The sequence below is a fragment of the uncultured Amphritea sp. genome, assembly GCF_937127095.1.
Lineage (GTDB): Bacteria > Pseudomonadota > Gammaproteobacteria > Pseudomonadales > Balneatricaceae > Amphritea.
Map to the genome: position 1 here is coordinate 41,252 of NZ_CAKZLP010000015.1, position 18,281 is coordinate 59,532.

At 50.2% G+C, this 18,281-nt stretch carries 13 protein-coding genes and 3 tRNA genes; 6 read left to right on the forward strand and 10 right to left on the reverse strand.

From position 1 onward, the window contains the following. The first annotated feature begins 40 nt into the window (after positions 1-40). The 6 genes from Q0499_RS03360 (at position 41) to serB (ending at position 8,608) form a co-directional block, all read left to right on the forward strand. Positions 41-346, forward strand: coding sequence for a DUF3467 domain-containing protein (locus Q0499_RS03360; protein WP_299196029.1), 306 nt, complete (start codon positions 41-43; stop codon positions 344-346). A 92-nt stretch (positions 347-438) separates the two neighbouring features. Then, entirely contained in the window at positions 439-2,262 is a 1,824-nt protein-coding gene (locus Q0499_RS03365) for an HlyD family efflux transporter periplasmic adaptor subunit (protein ID WP_299196030.1), read from the forward strand. A 34-nt stretch (positions 2,263-2,296) separates the two neighbouring features. Further along, on the forward strand, positions 2,297-4,441 hold the full coding sequence (locus Q0499_RS03370; RefSeq protein WP_299196031.1) for a peptidase M50: 2,145 nt from the start codon (positions 2,297-2,299) through the stop codon (positions 4,439-4,441). Beyond that, entirely contained in the window at positions 4,434-6,428 is a 1,995-nt protein-coding gene (locus Q0499_RS03375; RefSeq protein WP_299196032.1) for a prepilin peptidase, read from the forward strand. The genes Q0499_RS03370 and Q0499_RS03375 overlap by 8 nt, the downstream gene beginning before the upstream one ends. Then, entirely contained in the window at positions 6,425-7,171 is a 747-nt protein-coding gene (locus Q0499_RS03380) for an efflux RND transporter periplasmic adaptor subunit (protein ID WP_299196033.1), read from the forward strand. The genes Q0499_RS03375 and Q0499_RS03380 overlap by 4 nt, the downstream gene beginning before the upstream one ends. A 210-nt stretch (positions 7,172-7,381) precedes the next feature. Beyond that, positions 7,382-8,608 carry a phosphoserine phosphatase SerB gene (gene serB / locus Q0499_RS03385; RefSeq protein WP_299196034.1) on the forward strand — a complete coding sequence of 409 codons (1,227 nt, stop codon included), beginning with the start codon at positions 7,382-7,384 and terminating at the stop codon, positions 8,606-8,608. Positions 8,609-8,979: 371 nt separating this feature from the next. On the opposite strand, the gene Q0499_RS03390 is transcribed toward serB, so the two are convergent. The 10 genes from Q0499_RS03390 to Q0499_RS03435 form a co-directional block, all read right to left on the reverse strand. Beyond that, the gene (locus Q0499_RS03390; RefSeq protein ID WP_299196035.1) at positions 8,980-11,115 is read right to left on the reverse strand and encodes an EAL domain-containing protein; all 2,136 of its coding nucleotides are present in this window, start codon (positions 11,113-11,115) and stop codon (positions 8,980-8,982) included. 509 nt (positions 11,116-11,624) lie between these two features. Next, a tRNA-Gln gene (locus Q0499_RS03395) sits at positions 11,625-11,699 on the reverse strand. An 18-nt stretch (positions 11,700-11,717) separates the two neighbouring features. Continuing rightward, positions 11,718-11,794, reverse strand: a tRNA-Met gene (locus tag Q0499_RS03400). Between the two features lie 188 nt (positions 11,795-11,982). After that, complete coding sequence (ychF, locus tag Q0499_RS03405; protein WP_299196036.1) at positions 11,983-13,074, reverse strand: redox-regulated ATPase YchF; 1,092 nt, start codon at positions 13,072-13,074, stop codon at positions 11,983-11,985. 16 nt (positions 13,075-13,090) lie between these two features. Continuing rightward, on the reverse strand, positions 13,091-13,684 hold the full coding sequence (gene pth, locus Q0499_RS03410; protein WP_299196037.1) for an aminoacyl-tRNA hydrolase: 594 nt from the start codon (positions 13,682-13,684) through the stop codon (positions 13,091-13,093). Between the two features lie 21 nt (positions 13,685-13,705). Continuing rightward, complete coding sequence (locus Q0499_RS03415; RefSeq protein ID WP_299196038.1) at positions 13,706-14,305, reverse strand: 50S ribosomal protein L25/general stress protein Ctc; 600 nt, start codon at positions 14,303-14,305, stop codon at positions 13,706-13,708. A 129-nt stretch (positions 14,306-14,434) separates the two neighbouring features. Next, positions 14,435-15,376: a ribose-phosphate pyrophosphokinase gene (locus Q0499_RS03420; protein ID WP_299196039.1), complete on the reverse strand. Its 942-nt coding sequence runs from the start codon at positions 15,374-15,376 to the stop codon at positions 14,435-14,437. Positions 15,377-15,534: 158 nt separating this feature from the next. Further along, positions 15,535-15,609, reverse strand: a tRNA-Gln gene (locus Q0499_RS03425). 96 nt (positions 15,610-15,705) lie between these two features. Continuing rightward, complete coding sequence (lolB, locus tag Q0499_RS03430) at positions 15,706-16,302, reverse strand: lipoprotein insertase outer membrane protein LolB (RefSeq protein ID WP_299196041.1); 597 nt, start codon at positions 16,300-16,302, stop codon at positions 15,706-15,708. 3 nt (positions 16,303-16,305) lie between these two features. After that, positions 16,306-18,078, reverse strand: a complete 1,773-nt coding sequence (locus Q0499_RS03435) for a tetratricopeptide repeat protein (RefSeq protein WP_299196043.1) — start codon at positions 18,076-18,078, stop codon at positions 16,306-16,308. Positions 18,079-18,281: the final 203 nt, after the last annotated feature.

Consider the following 18,281-nt stretch of genomic DNA (forward strand, 5'->3'; position numbering starts at 1 on the left):
TTGATAAGATTTTTCAAACGGAAAACATTGGGGAATATAGATGTCTGGCGATACTGTAGAAAAGAAAAAAACAAGCGGACCGACTATTCGTTGGGACGACAGCAAAATGCGCAGCACTTACGCTAATGTATGCAATGTTTCTAGCACACGCGAGGAGGTGACTCTATTGTTTGGTACTAACCAGGCTTGGCGTGCAGGTCAAAAAGAAGTCGGTATTGAACTGACCGATCGCATGATCGTCAGCCCATTTGCCGCTAAGCGTTTATCTCTCCTGTTAAACAGCGTTGTGGCCGAATATGAGAATCGTTTTGGCACCCTCGATGATGCAGGCATCAATAAAGGTTAAATAGCCGAGAGTTGGCTGATTTCTAAAGGCTTCGGTATGTTTGACATACCGGGGCATTTTTATATTTGTACAGATAAAAAAAGAATTTATTTATGGGTGTGATAACTGCTTCGTTGCCGGATTCTGTTCAGCAGCTGAATGGGTTGCTGGATACCCATCATGAGAACTGGCACTTTACCTGGCTGGAATGGTTGTGCGGTCAGCTGCCGCAGGTACGTGTAGCATTAGTCGTCGCCGATGAATCGCACAGTGGACAGTTTCACTCCGTTGCTGTGTGGCCGGAAGAGGGTGTTCAGGATAAGTTATTACTGGACGCTACAGAAGAGACCCTGAAGAAAAAACAACCGCTTATCATGCCTTTAAATGATGGTAAACATCATATTGGCAGTTACCCTGTCTTTGTGGATGGCACCTTGCGAGCGGTTGTTACATTGATGCTCAGTGCCGTAGACGAAGCGGAACTGCACAAGTCATTGGCGGTTATTGAATATTGTGCAGGATGGCTTGAGTTACGCCTTTCGCGAAACCTGTTAAGTGTAGTTGCCAGGGATAATCAGCGTCAGCATATTGTTATCGATAGTATTGCTCATGTTCTCGGCGAGCGTGATTTTGAACATGCGGCGCTGCGTTTTGTTAACCTGATGGGGCAATATTTAGATGCGGAGCGCGTCGTACTGGGGTTCGTCAAAAATGCTGAGCTAGAGGTTCATTCTGAGTCAGATAGTAGCGGTCACAGTAAAAAGCATGAGTTGGTCAAATTAACCACCCAGGCTATGCAGGAAGCAACCGATCAGCAAGAATCCATTTTATGGCCCGCGTTGGACGACCATAATCGCGTTACACATGCCCACAGTATATTAGCGAGCGAAAAAGGCCAGCGAGCACTCATGAGTATTCCGCTGGTGGATAAGGAGTCTTGCTATGGCGCGGTGCTTTTCGACCGTCCGGCAGATCAGCCCTTCACGAAGGACGAACAACTGACGGCAGAAGCGCTGACTAATTTTGTCGGTGTTGTGCTTGAAGAAAAACGCCAGTCCTGTTTGCCTTTGTATGCCTATATTTTCCGTAGTTTTAAAAATCAACTGAGTCTCCTGGTCGGGCCCGGGCATTTAACCCGAAAGGTGACTCTGTTTTGCCTGCTCATCTTATCCCTCTTTTTGAGCCTGATGCCGGGTAGTTATAACATCAGCGCGGATGCAGTGATTGAGGGGGCTGAGTTACGTTCTATTGTTGTGCCCTACGATGGATATTTACAGAAAGCCACGCTCAGGGCGGGAGATACCCTCAAACAGGGTGAGTTGTTAGCAGAACTCGATACCCGTGAATTACGACTGCAGTTGATGAGCTGGGTAAACCAGGAAGCAACATCCCGGCGTAAGTATGAAGAGGCTCTGGCCAGAAGTGAACGCACACAAGTGCAGATCAACAATGCCCAGGGGCAGCGGGCACGGGCTGAAATAGAGCTGCTTGAATATCAGATCTCGCAGGCGGCCATGAAGGCTCCGTTTGATGCGTTGATTGTTTCGGGGGATTTGAGTCAGCGGATCGGCACCCTGGTACGGCAGGGGGATGTGTTATTTGAATTATCGCCGCGTAGTGATTTCCGCTTAGCTATGTATGTCGATGAGTTTCGTATCAACGATATCCGTCAGGGGCAAACCGGTCAGTTGGTGCTGTCTGCGCTGCCTGATCAGAAGTTCTCTTTCAACGTCACTCGCATAAATCCTATGGCTGAGGTGTTGGAGGGTTCAACGGTGTATCGTGTTGAAGCTAATTTTGAAAACCGGGATGAGATGTTGCGGGTTGGCCTTGAAGGTGTGGCGCGGATCTATGTTGATGAGCGCCTGTTGATTAGTATCTGGACGCGGGGCATGGTTGATTGGATGAAACTTCAATTGTGGCGTTTCTGGGGATAGTGCATTTGCATCGGCTGACTGACATGGGGTTATCATGAGTGCAAACTTGTTTTCCAGCGATTGGTATCAGATTGCCGAATTGAGACCTCGGTTACGTCATCATGTTACGGTCAACGCGCACCGCTATAGAGGGCGACGCTGGTATGTCCTTGAAGACCATGTTACCGGACAGGTGCGCCGCCTTTCGCCTCAGTCTTATCTGATTGTTGGCTTAATGAATGGCGAGCGGACGATTGACCGGCTATGGGAGTTATCATCGCAGCGGCTGGGTGAAGAGATGCCGACGCACGAAGAGATGCTGCAACTGCTGGCCAGTCTCTATCAAGCGAACCTGGTCGGTATGGATACCAGTGGTGATATCAGTGAACTGTTTGAACGTGGAAAGGAAGCAGAAAGAACCCGCTGGATGGCGAAGCTGAAGTCGCCGTTATCCATTAAAATCCCTCTGGTCGATCCGGAACGTTTTTTAGTGGCGACGCAAAAATATGTGAGGCCACTATTCTCCATCCCTGCATTACTTGTCTGGTGTGTATTGATTATTGGCATGCTGGTCATGGTGGGTCAGCATTGGGATGAGTTAACGTCTAACGTGACTGACAGGGTGTTAGCAGCGGATAACCTGGTGCTGTTATGGTTGGTCTATCCCATCATCAAGCTCGTGCATGAGCTGGGCCACGGTTATTGCGTCAAACGAGGCGGCGGTGAGGTTCACGAATTAGGCGTCATGCTGCTGGTGCTGCTACCTATGCCCTATGTGGATGCGTCGTCAACCAGTGCGTTTGCTGATAAGAAACAACGCGTCTTAGTCGGTTCAGCCGGTATTATTGTTGAACTGTTTATTGCTGCGGTGGCGATGTTTGTCTGGGTGAATGCTGAGCCCGGGATGATTAAATCGATTGCTTACAACATTATCTTTATCGCCGGATTATCCACCGTGATGGTGAACGGTAATCCGTTGCTCCGCTTTGATGGTTATTACATCTTCTCAGATTTCATTGAAATTCCTAACCTCGGTCAGCGCTCCAATCAATATTGGGGATGGCTGACTAAACGATTTATGTTTGGCGTCAGTGGCCTGGCGTCACCCGCTTATGATCGTCGCGAAGCCGCCTGGTTATTCTTTTACGGTTTGGCATCTTACATTTATCGTATGTTCCTGATGGTCACCATTGTTTTATTCGTTGCACAGCAATATTTCTTTATTGGTATTGTTCTGGCGATATGGGCCCTGGTTGGCACATTAATCGTGCCGAACTTCAAACTGCTGAAAAAAGCGTGGCAAGACTCTGATATTCGTACCGGGCGGCGCAGCCCCACCGTGATGATTCCAGTGACTGCGGGTATCGTATTGCTGCTTTTATGCGTGATGCCTTTGCCGTTGACCACCAGTGTTGAAGGTGTGGTGCAAATGGGCGAACAGCGTCGTGTACTGGCTGAGGAGAACTGTTTTGTTGAACAATTGCATCAACCGTCGGGTGCAACTGTCCATAAAGGCGATTTGCTGGTCAGTTGCGCAAACCCCCAGCTGCGTAAAGAACAATTAGTGTTGCAACAGCAATTCATCGAGGCAAGTGCCGAACGCCAAGGTGTCTGGAACGATCCTGTGCAGTTAAAAATATACGATGATCAATTGTCACGATTAAGTTTGGAGTTGAAAGAGAGCGAAACAAGACTCACATCATTAAACCTATACGCTCAGGCTGACGGTATCTGGTCTCTGCGAAACCCTACCGACTTGCCCGGTCTGTTTGTCAGGCGTGGGGATCTGATAGGACATGTTATTACAGATAATAATATTTCGATTCGTGGCATGGTGCCTGAAGCGGATATTGAGTTAGTTCGGGACAGATCTGAGGCTGTCTTTGCCCTGCAAACATCTGATCTTAATACTGAATTAGTACCGCAGAGCTGGTTTGTCTTTCCAGCAGCAACAAAAGAGCCTGTCAGCGGAGTACTGACTGAAGCTGCAGGTGGAACAATTATTATGGACCCTTCCTCCGCCTCTGATATACCCCAGGCACTGAGACGGTACTTTATCGTTGCGCTTGAGTTTGAACGCTTCCCCACCGTCTATGTCGACGAGCGTATTCATCTGAAGTTTGAGCATCCTCCTGAGGCCATCGTTTACAGGCTTTATCGCTTAGTTCGTCGTACTTTCCTGGAGTACTTCAGTGTCTGAATATGCGAGCAAACAACCTGTTATTGCAGGTTTACGTAACGAGTATAAATGGCAGGAGAGTAATCGTCTCGATACCTTTTTGAAGAAGTCGAAAGAGCTTTCTAATAAGTTGAGCAGCAAGCTGTTACGGCGCAATGAGCGTATCGTGAAATCAATATTTAAACGGTCTGCCGAGCTTGAAGTTTACACCGCTGATGAGCTGCAGCAGTCGCTGGATAGTATTCGTCAGAAGTTACGCCTGGAAGGGATCAGTACAGCCACTATTATTGAAGCTTTTTCCGTTATCCGGGAGATCAGTGGCCGCGTCCTGGGTATGCGTCATCACCATACGCAAATCAGAACCTCATTGGCGATGTTGCGTGGCGGTATTGCTGAGATGGCCACGGGCGAGGGTAAAACCCTGGCGGCTACTCTGGCGGCTGCCACGGCGGGACTCGCCGGTATTCCTGTCCATGTTGTCACTATTAATGATTACCTGGCGGAGCGGGATGGTGAAGAGATGTTGCCGCTGTATGAGGCATTAGGGTTATCGGTAGGGATTATTATTCATGAAAAGGAGTTGCAGGAACGGCGGGAGATCTATGCCTGCGATATATGCTATTGCAGCAATAAAGAACTGACGTTTGATTTCTTAAAGGATCGCCTGGTACTGGCCCATAGAAAAACGACGCGAATTCAACAGGCCGCGTTACTGACGGGTGATTCGTCCTGGTCTGATAATTTATTATTACGCGGTTTGCATTTTGCCATCGTTGACGAAGCGGATAGTGTTTTTATTGATGAAGCCAGAACGCCGTTGATTATTTCCGGGCAGGAAAAGTTTGGTCAGCGGGAAGAGCTTCTGTTGAAGACTGCCATGGATATTGCCTGCAAGTATGAAAAAGAGGTCCATTTTAAGCAGGATGAAAATTCTCAGGTGCATCTCACCCCGGCGGGCCATGCGTTATTAGTTGAGTGTTGCGAACCGCTTGATGGACTCTGGAATAGTAGCTTTTATCGTGAGCCGTTGGTGAAGCAGGCACTGGCTGCATTGCATGTCTACCATCTCGATAGGGACTACATTATTGATGACGAGGGCGCGGTGCAGATTGTAGACCTGTATACCGGTCGTGTAATGCCCGGACGCAGTTGGGGGCAAGGCCTGCAGCAAATGATCGAAATGAAAGAGAAGTGTGAGCTGACCAAACCCAGGGAAACCAATGCCGAGATCAGTTATCAGAACTTTTTCAGGAAATATCATCACTTATGCGGTATGACCGGCACCGTCCGCGAGGTTGCAGGCGAGTTGTTAGATGTTTATCGACTGCGCAGTGAAACGATACCCCTGCTGAAAAAAAGCCAACGGCGCAAAGGATTCTGTGAAGTGTATCTGACTGAACAGGAAAAGTGGCAGCGGGTTGCAGAGATTACCCATGAACTTGTGGCGCAGGGGCAAGCGGTACTGATTGGTACCAATTCAGTCGCATCATCGGAAGCGATCAGTAACGTACTGGTTAGCGAGTCTATTGAGCATAAGATATTGAACGCGCGACAGGATAAAGAGGAAGCTGAAATCGTTGCCGTCGCGGGTCACCCCGGAGCCGTGATGGTGTCTACCAGCATGGCTGGGCGTGGAACAGATATCAAGTTGACTGAAGAAACGCGAGCTTCTGGCGGCTTACATGTGGTCATTACTGAGCTGCAGGATGCGGCTCGAATTGACAGACAGCTGGCTGGTCGAAGTGCGCGCCAGGGGGACCCCGGGTCTGTCAGTGAAATTTTATCATTAGAGGATCAACTGGTTAAAAGGATGGCAGGGCCTCTGCTGAGAAAGCTCATCAAGGCTCTTAGCACAACGGGGATAATGCTGCCTCATCGGTTGGGTTATCGTATCCAGCTGAGTTGCCAGAATAAACTTTCACGCAGTCATTACAAGCAGCGTATGCAACTCATAAAAGTAGATACCCAACGTCAGCGGACGTTGGCATTTACCGGGGATAAAAAATGAAAAAACAACACGTCATGTTTATGCTTGCAGCAGGTCTTATGTTCACTCAGCCCGGCAGCCTCCATGCGGATGAGTTAACCTTATCCACGTTGGGTTGTATGTTAGAGCCGAGCGAGAAGGTGCAAATAAGCTCCCCGGTCACCGGTGTGCTTGATAAAGTGCAGGTGAAACGTGGAGACAGCACTAAAAAAGGTGAGTCGTTATTTCAGTTAAAAGCCGGTGTTGAAAGGGAAGCGGTTCAATTAGCAAGAGTAAGAGCTGAGTTCGCCACCAGAAAGCAACAGCGCAACAAGGACCTGTATGATGAAGATATTTTAACCGCGAATGAGCGCGATGAAATTGAAACTGAAGTACTCATCGCTAAGTCTGAGCTACGTTTAAAGCAGCAGGAACTTGAGTTGCGCAGAGTTTCCAGCCCCATTAACGGGGTAGTTGTTAATCGTTTCAACAACGAAGGCGAGTACGTTACGACCGATCCGATTTTGTCTCTCGCCACGTTAGACCCTCTGCATGTGGATCTGTTATTACCGGCTAGTTATTTCGGCAAAATTTCTCTTAAACAAGCGCTCTTGATTAAACCCGAATCAGACGAGATAGCAGCCATTACCGCTAAGGTTAATATTGTTGATCCTATCATCGACTCAGCCAGCGGCACCTTTCGTGTGCAGTTAGTGATGCCTAATCCCGGTAATAAAATTCCTGCGGGTATCCGCTGTACAGCGCAAGCGGTGAGTGGGCTTTAGAATAATCATGAGCAGGTTTAACTGTTTGCTTTACAGAGCAGACAGTAGCCGGGGTTAACCATCGTGGTGATTAAGCAGGGGGCAGAGACAAACCTACTGACGATCTGTTCTCTGTCGGTATAAAGTTCACTATCTGTTTCGATCTTTAACAGTATTAAATTATAGCGGTGGTATAATCCGCCCATCTTCAGCACGTATTGCGAATAGGTCATGAAAGAGATCATCCTGCTTAACATCTCCGGCCAGGATAAGCCGGGCGTTACCTCCTCAATTACCAGTATTCTGGCCCAGTTCGAGATCGATATTCTCGATATTGGTCAGGCGGTTATCCATAATACTTTGTCACTGGGTATTCTGATCGGTGTTCCGGCGAAGGCCGAGGCTTCCAGTCTGCTACGGGATGTGCTGTTCAAAGCTCATGAGATGGATATGCATATCCGTTTTGAACCGGTCACCGAAGCTGAATACAACAGTTGGGTCGGAGAGCAGGGCAAGTCCCGGCATATCATTACCCTGCTGGCGCGCAAGATTACCGCCGAGCATATCGGCAAGGTGACCCAGACTGCGGCTGATCATGGTTTGAATATCGATAATATCAGCCGCTTGTCCGGGCGGGTTTCTATCGGTGCTGCCGCGCTGGAAAAAAGCGGCGAGAAGACCCGCGCCTGTGTTGAGTTTTCTGTGCGTGGAGCGCCTGCCGACTCTGCCCAGTTACGCGAAGAGTTCTTGCGTATTGCTAGTGATCTGGATGTGGATATCGCCTTCCAGAAGGATGATATCTACCGTCGCAACCGCCGTCTGGTGGTGTTTGATATGGACTCAACCCTGATTGAAGCCGAAGTGATTGATGAGCTGGCTAAAGAAGCCGGTGTCGGCGAGCAGGTAGCGGAAATCACTGAAGCCGCGATGCGCGGTGAGATCGACTTCACCGAAAGCTTTACCCGGCGCATGGCGCTGCTGAAGGGGCTGGATGAATCGGTTCTGGAGCGTATTGCTCACAGTTTACCGCTCACCGAGGGTGTTGAAGAACTGGTGTCTAAGCTGAAAGCACTGGGCTTTAAAACCGCTATCCTCTCCGGTGGCTTTAATTACTTTGGTAACTACCTGCAGCAGAAGATGGGTTTCGACTACGTCTATGCCAACGAGCTTGAGATTGTTGATGGCAAGGTCACCGGCAACGTCACCGGCACCGTCGTCGACGGCAAACGCAAGGCAGAGTTGCTGCGTAAAATCGCCGAGAAAGAGGGCGTCAGCCTGGAACAGACCATCGCCGTCGGTGATGGCGCCAATGACCTGCCGATGCTCTCTATCGCCGGCCTGGGTATCGCTTTCCGGGCCAAACCGCTGGTGCGTCAAAGCGCCAAACAAGCGATCTCAACCCTGGGGCTGGATGGGATTCTCTACCTCATCGGCTTCCGGGATAGGGATACGCTTTAAGAGCCAAGAAGTGGCTAGACGCGGCTTCGCCGCTTGAAAAGTCAGAACGCTGCTGCGCAGCTCGCTAGCCGCTAGACGTCACTACGTGACTTGCTAGAAAAAGCAAGAGCTTAAAGCCTCGCCTTCTGACAAGCTATTCACTCGTTCCCACGCAGGAGCGTGGGAACGAGACATGCTTAACAATAACGCACAGACCTTGCTGATGACTACAAACGCTTTTTCGAGCAAGGAAACGAAGTTTCCGTCGAGCTACGAGCAAGATGCGAAGCATCGATCTAGCCACGGCTCTTTATGCTTTTTCTAGCAGTCGCGAAGCGACGTTCTAACCACTAGCCAGCGGCGAAGCCGCGATCTAGCCACTGCTTTTAATACTATTCAAAAAAATCGTAGGTCATCTCTTCTGATGGCGGTTGCAGGTAGTAGCCCTGAATATAGTCGACGCCCAGTTTCCAGAGTTTACCCATCAGGCGGGTGTCTTCAACAAGAGGGGCGATGCTGCCGATACCAGAGCCTTTCAGATCTTTAATCAGCGCGGCGAAGGCTTTGTCTGAATCGGATGAGCTGTTCAGGTCCTGGATGTAGAAACCGTCCAGTTTAACCAGATCCGGTTTCAGTTTGCTACGCAGTAGTTCACGGTTTTCAGAGACACCAAAATGTTTGATGCAGAACTTGCAGCCCAGTTTTTTCAGTCCAAAGCGGAACTGTTCGGCCTGCACCTGGCTGGTGCTTAGGTCTGACTCACTGGCCTGAAAGACGATCATCTCAGCCGGAATACGGTACTCCTTGAGTTGATCCGCAATCCAGTGCAGCATATCAGGGTCCTGATAAAAAGCGGCCGTCAGGTTGATAAATAAACGGCTACGCTGGTGCTTTTTAAGCTGTTCAGCAACATTGGCGAAGGCGTGTTGAATAACCCATTGATCGATCCGTACGCTGATGTCAGAGCTGTCCATCGTGGTCAGGAAGACGTTGGGCGATAATCCCTCCTCACCATCGTTCTCCTGCAATCTCAGGAACACTTCGTAGTTACCCCACCCATTGGCTGAAGCCAGCGCGACAATGGGCTGAAACAGAATGCGGAACTTATCATTATCCAGGGCATCGGTGATCATCTTGATCGATGAATCATCGTGATCATCATGATCATCATCTTCCAGTTGAAATAACTGTACCCCGTTGCCTCGTTGACCATCGTGCAGTACTGCATCCGCTGCAGTTCTGGCCCGGCCAATCAATTCGACATAGTGAGGCGAATTGTCATTGATAGAACAGATACCGATGCTGCAGGTAGTTTGTACGGTGGTCCCCGTTACATCAATGCTTAACTGAGCGATTGAGTGGCATAACAGATCGGCCAGTTTTAATGCTTTATCGGGACTCGGGTCATGAAACAGGATAGCAAAAACATCTTCCTCCAGCCGGGCGCAGATATGGGTCTTATTGATCTTCTGCTGCAACAGTTCGGCAACGTCAGCCAGAACGATATCGCTTCCGCTGGCACCCAACTCCGATTGCAGTGCACTGTAATTATCAAATTTAATATACAGAAGGCTGCAGTCAGAGCCGCCGATCAGTGCCCGGTGAGCCGCTTTTTCCAGTGCATTTATAAGGTAATTGCCGTCATACAGGCGGGTGGTTGCGTCGAGGTTTTCAAAACTCTCTTCATTGCCAATGATATCAGGGCTGATGATGACCTGAAGGCAGGTCTGATTCAGGTAGCGTGCGTGTTGGATTGAGAAGGTTGCCTGAAAGTTGGTGCCGTCAACACGGCGAGCTTTCAGCTCGGTTTTAACCCCGTGGCTGTCTTCCAGCAGGGCATCCTGCAGAGCCGTTTTTAACTGATCACGATCTTTTAGTACGGTAAATTTATCCAGCGGTTCGTACTGCCCCCCGTTACTCTCTTCCAGGCCAAACAACTCGGAAAACGCCGGGTTGCTATAGAGTGTTACCAGTTCAGAAGTGAGATACAGGATTGGGAGTTTTGACAGTTCAGCCAGTTGTTGACACTGTTTTTCTGATTCGGCAAGTTCCGCTTCAACAATACGCAGACGTCGGCGGTTTTCAAGGTGCTCCAGCTGTCTGCGTATCTGGATCAGCAGCAGTTCCTGCTCTTCTAACGAGATAACCGTCGCCATCCGGGCTTTCAGGCCCTGTAACAATGACTGGCTGGTGCTTTTGGGAACCAACTGAATAAGCGGAATGTCTTTGTTCAGCCGGTGAAGGATCTGCACCGCTTCTTTCGCGCCAAACTGCCCCTCTACCTGAGGGCTGAGAATCAGATCCCAGGAGCGTTCGCTAAGCGCCTGATTAAACTCTTCTGCTGACTGAACCTGCTGCCCTCTGGGAGCGAGTCGTGCTCCCCGCAACAGAGTAATAATCGGATCCGCTTCCTCTGCGGTCAGACCGAGAAACAGAATATGCACGTTCTTGCGCAGTCGCTGTCGCTTTTCAGAAATAATCCTTTTTAACAGGCCATCAGGCGCACCTGTTGCTGTTTGTCCGCTCATCGTTTTCTTCTGCAGTTAAAAACTTTATTGATCTCAGAGTGTATCCGCTTTGAGCCAATCTGTCAGCGGGCAAGTCTTTAAAAAACAGTAGCTCGTTGTTCGAACGCCGTAAGAGCCGTTGCTCGAACGTCACAAAAAAACGTGACTTGCTCGTTGCTCGATGAAAGCCTTCTTAACTGAGTATGTGATGATTTAAGGAGTGAGACAGCTATTCTATTGGTTAGGCAGGATCAATTTTTTGCTTTTTCTAGCAACTAACAACTAGCCACTTATCGTTTATGTACCAGGTTGTTGTGTGGACTTGGAGTTATTTTAAGAACTGAGTAGCTTGAAGCCAGAAAAGAATGGCTGGGGTAGGAGGATTGATCCTTATCGTCTGAAGACGATAAGTCCCCTGCGGGCTTCGCTGGCGCTCGTCTCAAATTGCTGCGCAATTTGTCGAACCTCGAGGTTCTCGTGCAAACTGGAAGTCAGGGAGTTTTGTTGAGCATTGCAGAGAAACAAAAGAATGGCTGGGGTAGGAGGATTCGAACCTCCGCATGACGAGATCAAAACCCGTTGCCTTACCGCTTGGCGATACCCCAGCATTGTTGATAAGTGAATGGTGGCAATAGCGGGACTCGAACCTGCGACCCTCGCATTATGAATGCGATGCTCTAACCAGCTGAGCTATATTGCCTTAGCACTTATCAAGGCCGCGAATTATTCTCTTTTTTACCAATCATGTCAACTGATTGGCGGGAAAAAACCAGTCATTTTCTCTGCCGGTTGTGAGGCAAAAAAATAGCCATCGTGAATGGCTTCAGAATGGCTATTTTTTGTACTGAAAAGGCGGTCATACACCCGCCCATTCGATAAGTTTGCGGTTTAAACGTTAAAGCGGAAGTGCACGACATCACCATCTTTGAGGATGTACTCTTTGCCTTCAAGACGCCACTTACCTGCATCTTTTGCGCCGGCTTCACCCTTGTACTGGATGAAGTCGTCGTAGCCGATCACTTCAGCGCGAATAAAGCCCTTCTGGAAGTCGGTGTGGATTACACCAGCGCCTTCAGGTGCGGTTGCACCTTGCTTGACGGTCCAGGCACGTACCTCTTTGACACCGGCAGTGAAGTAGGTATGCAGTCCCAGCAGGGAGTATCCGGCACGGATTACCCGGTCAAGGCCCGCTTCTTCCATGCCCATCTCCTGCAGGAATTCCAGTTTCTCTTCATCTTCCAGTTCAGAGATCTCGGCTTCCATCTTGTTGCAGATGACGACCACGATAGCGCCTTCCTCTTCGGCCAGTTTAACGACCTGGTCGAGATGAGGGTTGTTTTCAAAGCCGTCTTCGGCAACGTTGGCGATGTACATGGTCGGTTTAACAGTCAGCAGGTGGAACTGGCGGATCTCTGCTTGTTCTTCAGCGTTCATCTCAAGGGCGCGAACCGGTTTACCCTGTTCCAGTTGCGCCAGCACTTTTTCCAGAATCGCTTTGGATTTCAGTGCATCTTTATCGCCGCTTTTGGCAATGCGCATCACTTTATTCAGCTGCTTTTCAACCGATTCAAGGTCGGCCAGCGCCAGCTCGGTGTTGATGATTTCGATATCATCAATCGGGTCGATCTTATTCGCTACGTGGATGACGTTATCGTCTTCGAAGCAGCGGACAACGTGCGCGATCGCATCGGTTTCCCGGATGTTGGCGAGAAACTTATTGCCCAGACCTTCGCCCTTTGATGCGCCTGCGACCAGACCGGCGATATCAACAAACTCCATCGTCGTTGCCAGAACACGTTCAGGCTTAACGATCGCTGACAATGCATCCAGACGAAGGTCTGGCATAGGGACAACGCCTGCGTTGGGCTCAATCGTACAGAAGGGAAAGTTTTCTGCACCAATTCCCGCTTTGGTCAGTGCGTTAAACAGAGTAGATTTGCCTACGTTTGGCAAACCAACGATGCCGCATTTGAAACCCATGGCTGTGATCCTGTCGTCAGTTGTTCGGTTTAAAAGAGTGTAAGGTTGTCATCGCTTTGTGCCAGTCGCCGCTGGCTGCCTGTTCGAGCACACGCAGCGCTTCGTCGCAGGCCGCTTCCGTCAGGCTAAACTCGGATGTCGGTGCTTTTTTCAGGACAAAGCCGGTGACTTCGGCTGCGCTGCCCGGATGTCCGATGCCGATGCGCAGCCGATAAAAATTCTTGTTGTTGCCAAGTTTGCTGATGATGTCGCGTAAACCGTTATGTCCACCGTGACCTCCGCCAAGTTTAAAGCGGGCAACACCGGGGGGCAGATCGAGTTCGTCGTGGGCGACCAGTATCTGTTCAGCAGGAATCTTATAAAAATTAGCCAGTGAGGCAACTGCCTGGCCGCTGAGATTCATAAAGGTGGTTGGGATCAGCAGGTGAGCGGGGTTACCATTCAGCGTGATCTTGCCGTACAGGCCATGAAACTTTGTTTCTGGCTTGAGTTGGATAAGGTGTCGGGCAGCAAGCTGCCCGACAAAGTCGGCCCCGGCATTGTGACGGGTCTGGTCATACTTCTGGCCTGGATTACCCAGGCCGACGATCAGTTGTATCTGGTCTTGCATACCGGAGCCTGTGGTCAGCTATTACTTACCAGCTTTAGCTGCGCGTGGCGCGTAAGCCTGAGCAATACCCTGGTCACGGTCAGCACCGCGACGCAGTTGAACGATCTCAACGCCTTCTGGCAGAGTGATGTTAGACAGGTGGATAACCTGGTCCATATCAACTTTAGACAGATCAACTTCCAGAACTTCTGGCAGGTTTTCTGGCAAGCAGAGAACTTTCGCAGTGTTTTGCTGGATAGTGAACTTACCAGACGCCTTACCTGCTGGAGACTGGTTGAAGTTAACAAAGTTCAGCGGCACGATGATTTCGATTGGCGTAGATTTGTTGACGCGCTGGAAGTCAATGTGCATCACAGAGTTTTTAGCTGGATGACGTTGCATATCCTTAACGATAACTTTTTCTTCTTTGCCTTCCAGTGACAGCGTCAGGATAGAAGAGAAGAAGCTGGAGTCTTCGAGCTGTTTAACCAGCACGCGGTTTTCCAGGGAGATAGACACAGGCTTGTCATTTTCTTCACCACCGTAAACTACAGCAGGAACAAAACCAGTGTGACGCAGGCGGCGGCTCGCACCTTTCCCTTCGTCTGAGCGAGGCTGTGCATTCAATACAAAAGCGGTCATTTTAATACCTTCAATAAAAGCAAAACTGCAAACACCTTGCGACCAGGTCTTTGCAGTTATTTCAGTAAGCCCGTAATGGGCACGTTTTCCCGTGTGGGATGTTTATCAGCTACCGATAAGCTCGCGGGCTTAGCGGAACATAGCGCTGATAGATTCTTCATTGCAGACGCGGCGTACCGCTTCTGCCAGCATCGGCGCCAGGGTGAGCTGACGGATCTGGGGGCAATTCTGTGCTGCTTCACTCAGCGGGATGGTGTCAGTGACGACTAACTCATCCAGTTCAGAGCTGGTGATGTTGCTGATCGCGGCGCCCGACAGTACGGCATGGGTTGCATAGGCAACAACCTTCTCAGCACCATTGGCTTTCAGTGCGCCGGCAGCTTTACACAGGGTGCCAGCGGTATCACACATGTCGTCAACCAGGATGCAGGTACGGCCTCTGACATCACCGATCAGGTTCATAACCTGAGCTTCGTTGGCTTTTTCACGACGTTTGTCGATAATCGCCAGATCACAGCCCAGCTGTTTGGCCACCGCCCGTGCCCGGACTACACCGCCCACGTCAGGGGAGACAACGATAGGGTTGTCGTAGCTTTGACGGGCGATTTCATCCAGCAGTACCGGAGAGCCATAGACGTTATCAACAGGGATATCGAAGAAACCCTGAATCTGGTCAGCATGCAGATCGACGGTCAGTACCCGGTCGATACCGACACCGGCCAGCATGTCGGCGACAACCTTGGCGCTGATGGCAACCCGGGCAGAGCGCGGACGCCGGTCCTGACGGGCATAACCATAATAGGGAATGACCGCTGTGATGCGACTGGCTGATCCACGACGCAGTGCGTCAGCCATGACGATCAGTTCCATCAGGTTGTCATTGGTCGGAGCGCAGGTGGACTGCAGGATAAATACATCCTTGCCACGGGCGTTCTCAAGAATCTCAACGCTGATTTCACCATCGCTGAATTTAGTTACGGTGGCTTCGCCCATGGGAATGTCCAGGCGCTCTACAACTTTTTCAGCCAGCTGGCGATTTGCATTGCCAGTGAAGACCATCATTTTAGGCACAGTGTCTACCTTCTCGGATCTGCAGTCGTTTAATTGAGATTCGTTCATTGTTTGTGACGGGGCTTGCACTCTACTTAAACCTCATAAAAAGGGTTAGGAGCCGTTGCCCGGCCAAATTCTTTAATTCAGCGTTCTTAAATCAGGATGCCGGTTAAAGATGGCTGGGGTAGGAGGATTCGAACCTCCGCATGACGAGATCAAAACCCGTTGCCTTACCGCTTGGCGATACCCCAGTAATTCAAATCTACGGGTTTAGTCCGTAAAAGAGGCGCACATTTTCCCGGAACAGCGCGTTAAAGTCAAACATATGGCCGCGAAAAGCGGCAATTTCAGAGTTGTATCTGCCACTCTTTGGCGATGATGGTCAGGCGCAGATCGTTGCGGCTAATGGTGAGTTTTTCCGGGAGTCGATAGCCGTTGTGGGTGCTGAATCTTAAGTAGTTGATTTCCCAGTTGTTCTGGATCAGTTTTTTTGGCTGTTGCTGGTTCATACTGAGTTCAAAGGGGTGCCCGGGAGCGGGTATACCTTTAATCCAGTAGGGCAGATCCCGCACGGGAAATTGCCAGCCCAGAGTTTGTTGCATCAACAGTTCCGGTGTGGCTGCCCAGCGCGGCTCTTCGCCAGCAATATCGATGCTTACGCCATCTTCGTTACCGTCGATGCGGGCGCCACCCTGACCCAGCGGGCCGCTTAGTTCGATCTGATAATGCTGTTGCAGCTGTTCCCAGAACAGACTGGCATTATGGTTCTCACTGGCGGTGCGGATGCCGATTTTACCGCGCAGTTGCCAGTTGTCAGCGGCCAGCAGTGCCTGGTACTGCTCCTCCCAGGTGTGTTCCGTCACGGTGCTATCCTGCTGCGGGGTCAGGCCGGTACAGCCCGCCAGCAGTAGAATTGCAGATAATAGCAGAAAGCGGAACCGCATTATTTATTCCTGTGGCGCGTTAATTGAGGTTGCGGCTTCCTGCAAATATTCATTATCCGGATGTTTCAGCTGTTCTTTTTTTAACAGGTTCAGTGCTTGTTGCTGGTTGCCTGCGGCGTGGTAAGCCTGGATCAGATGGGCGCTGACTTCCGGGTCGGGGAACAGGTCATAGGCCTGTTGCAGGAAGCTAACGGCGTCAGCGGCTTTGCCCTGTTTCAGTAATACCCAGCCCATGCTGTCGAGAATGGCGGGATCATTGGGCGAGAGCTGCAACGCTTTGTTGATCAGCTCATAGGCCTCATCAAACCGGTCGGTATAAAGTGACAGGGTATAGCCTAGAGCGTTTAGCGCCATGCTGTTGTCCGGCTCAAGCCTGAGCACCTGACGCAGGTCTTTCTCAATCAGGTTGATATCCTGCGGGTCGAGCGTCATCGCCCGGGTGTAGAGCAGGCTGGAGTCATTCGGGTGTTGTTGCAGGGCTTCATCCAGCATGCTTAGCGCGGCATCCTTGAAGTCATGCAGATTGAGCCACTCGGCTTCCATCGCATACAGCTGAATATCGATTTCAGGCATGTTGTTGCGTGCATCCTGCAGTATGCCTTGTAGTCTGTCACGGTTGTTGGGGTGGTCCAGTAGTGCGGCGATACGGCGATATGCCTGCAGGATATTGTTGCTATCCTTCACTTTAATGAAGTGCGCGATCGCTTTTTCATTGTTGCCATCATGCTGTTCTATAAGACCCAGGTAATAATGGGGTGTGGTGTTATCAGGGTAGCGTTGTAACAGGTCCTGCATAATCTCACGGCTCTGTTCAACCTGGTCGTTTTCCAGTAGAAGCAGAGAGGTATAAAAGGTCAGTTGTGGCTCTTCCGGGAAGGTTTCGACTAACAGCAGGGCCTGTTGTACGGCTTTTTTGGTCTGTTTTGACTGGAACAGCAGCTGAACGTAGAGGGTAAACAGCTGCTGGTCAGGCTGGTCCGCATCCATCTGCGGCTCCAGCACTTTAATTGCTTTGCGGTAGTGGCCCGCTGCGCGCAACAGTTCGGCCTTTTGCAGAACCGCTTCCAGGTAGCTTGCATCATCAGCGATAGCCGCATCAAAACGTTGCAGTGCTTTTTCATTGTTGCCCTGCAGTGCATAGAGAATCCCCAGCGTGGTCAGCAGGGTAGCGTCTGTTTCTTTGCCGGCCTGTTCTTCCAGTAGCTGAACATAGGCATCGTTCTCTTCAGGAGTGAGTTTGTCTGCCTGAGCGCTGATAATCATCAGCGTCTGTTTGTCTGAGTGCTGCAATGCTTTGCGCAGCAGGGGGAGCGCTTCGGTAAAATCACCTTTACGTAGTAACAGGCTGGCGGCTACCAGATAGGGTTCCGGATTTTGCGGATCAGCTTTCTGCCACAGTTGGCTGGCCTGTAACAGCTGATCATTCCGCTGCAGATACTGGGCTATATAGGTGGCTCGTTTGGCAATCTCAGGGTCGCCGGTGAGTCGCGCCTGATGCAGATAGTTGTCCAGTGACAGATCAAACTCTTTACGTTGTCCGGCAATTTCGGCCACGATCAGTTCGTACAGGGTTTCCCGATTAAGCTCTCCAGGCTGGTACTCAACCACAGGCAGCGACACAGCCTCTGTATCGGCTGTATCGGCCACGAGTTTGCTAAGCTGACCGGTGCAGCCGCTTAAACTTAATAGTACCGCTACTAAAGTTGCTGCAATGGGTGTTGCGGCTGTTGTCGCTGCTTGATTAACGACTTTTGTTACGAGAGTAGGTGCTTTCATTCTGCTGATTATATCTGTCGCAAAGAGATTGATGGCTCCACTATAGATGAATCGCAGGGGTGTTGTCATATATGGGCGTAATTCGTAAAAAATTGATCTGATGCGGCACGGGTTTTTTAACCTTTCGCTGAATAAGGTGTATTATGACGCGCTATTTCAATCTGGGTGTGATTTTCCTCTATGGCTTTGCTCGCGTTAGGCAT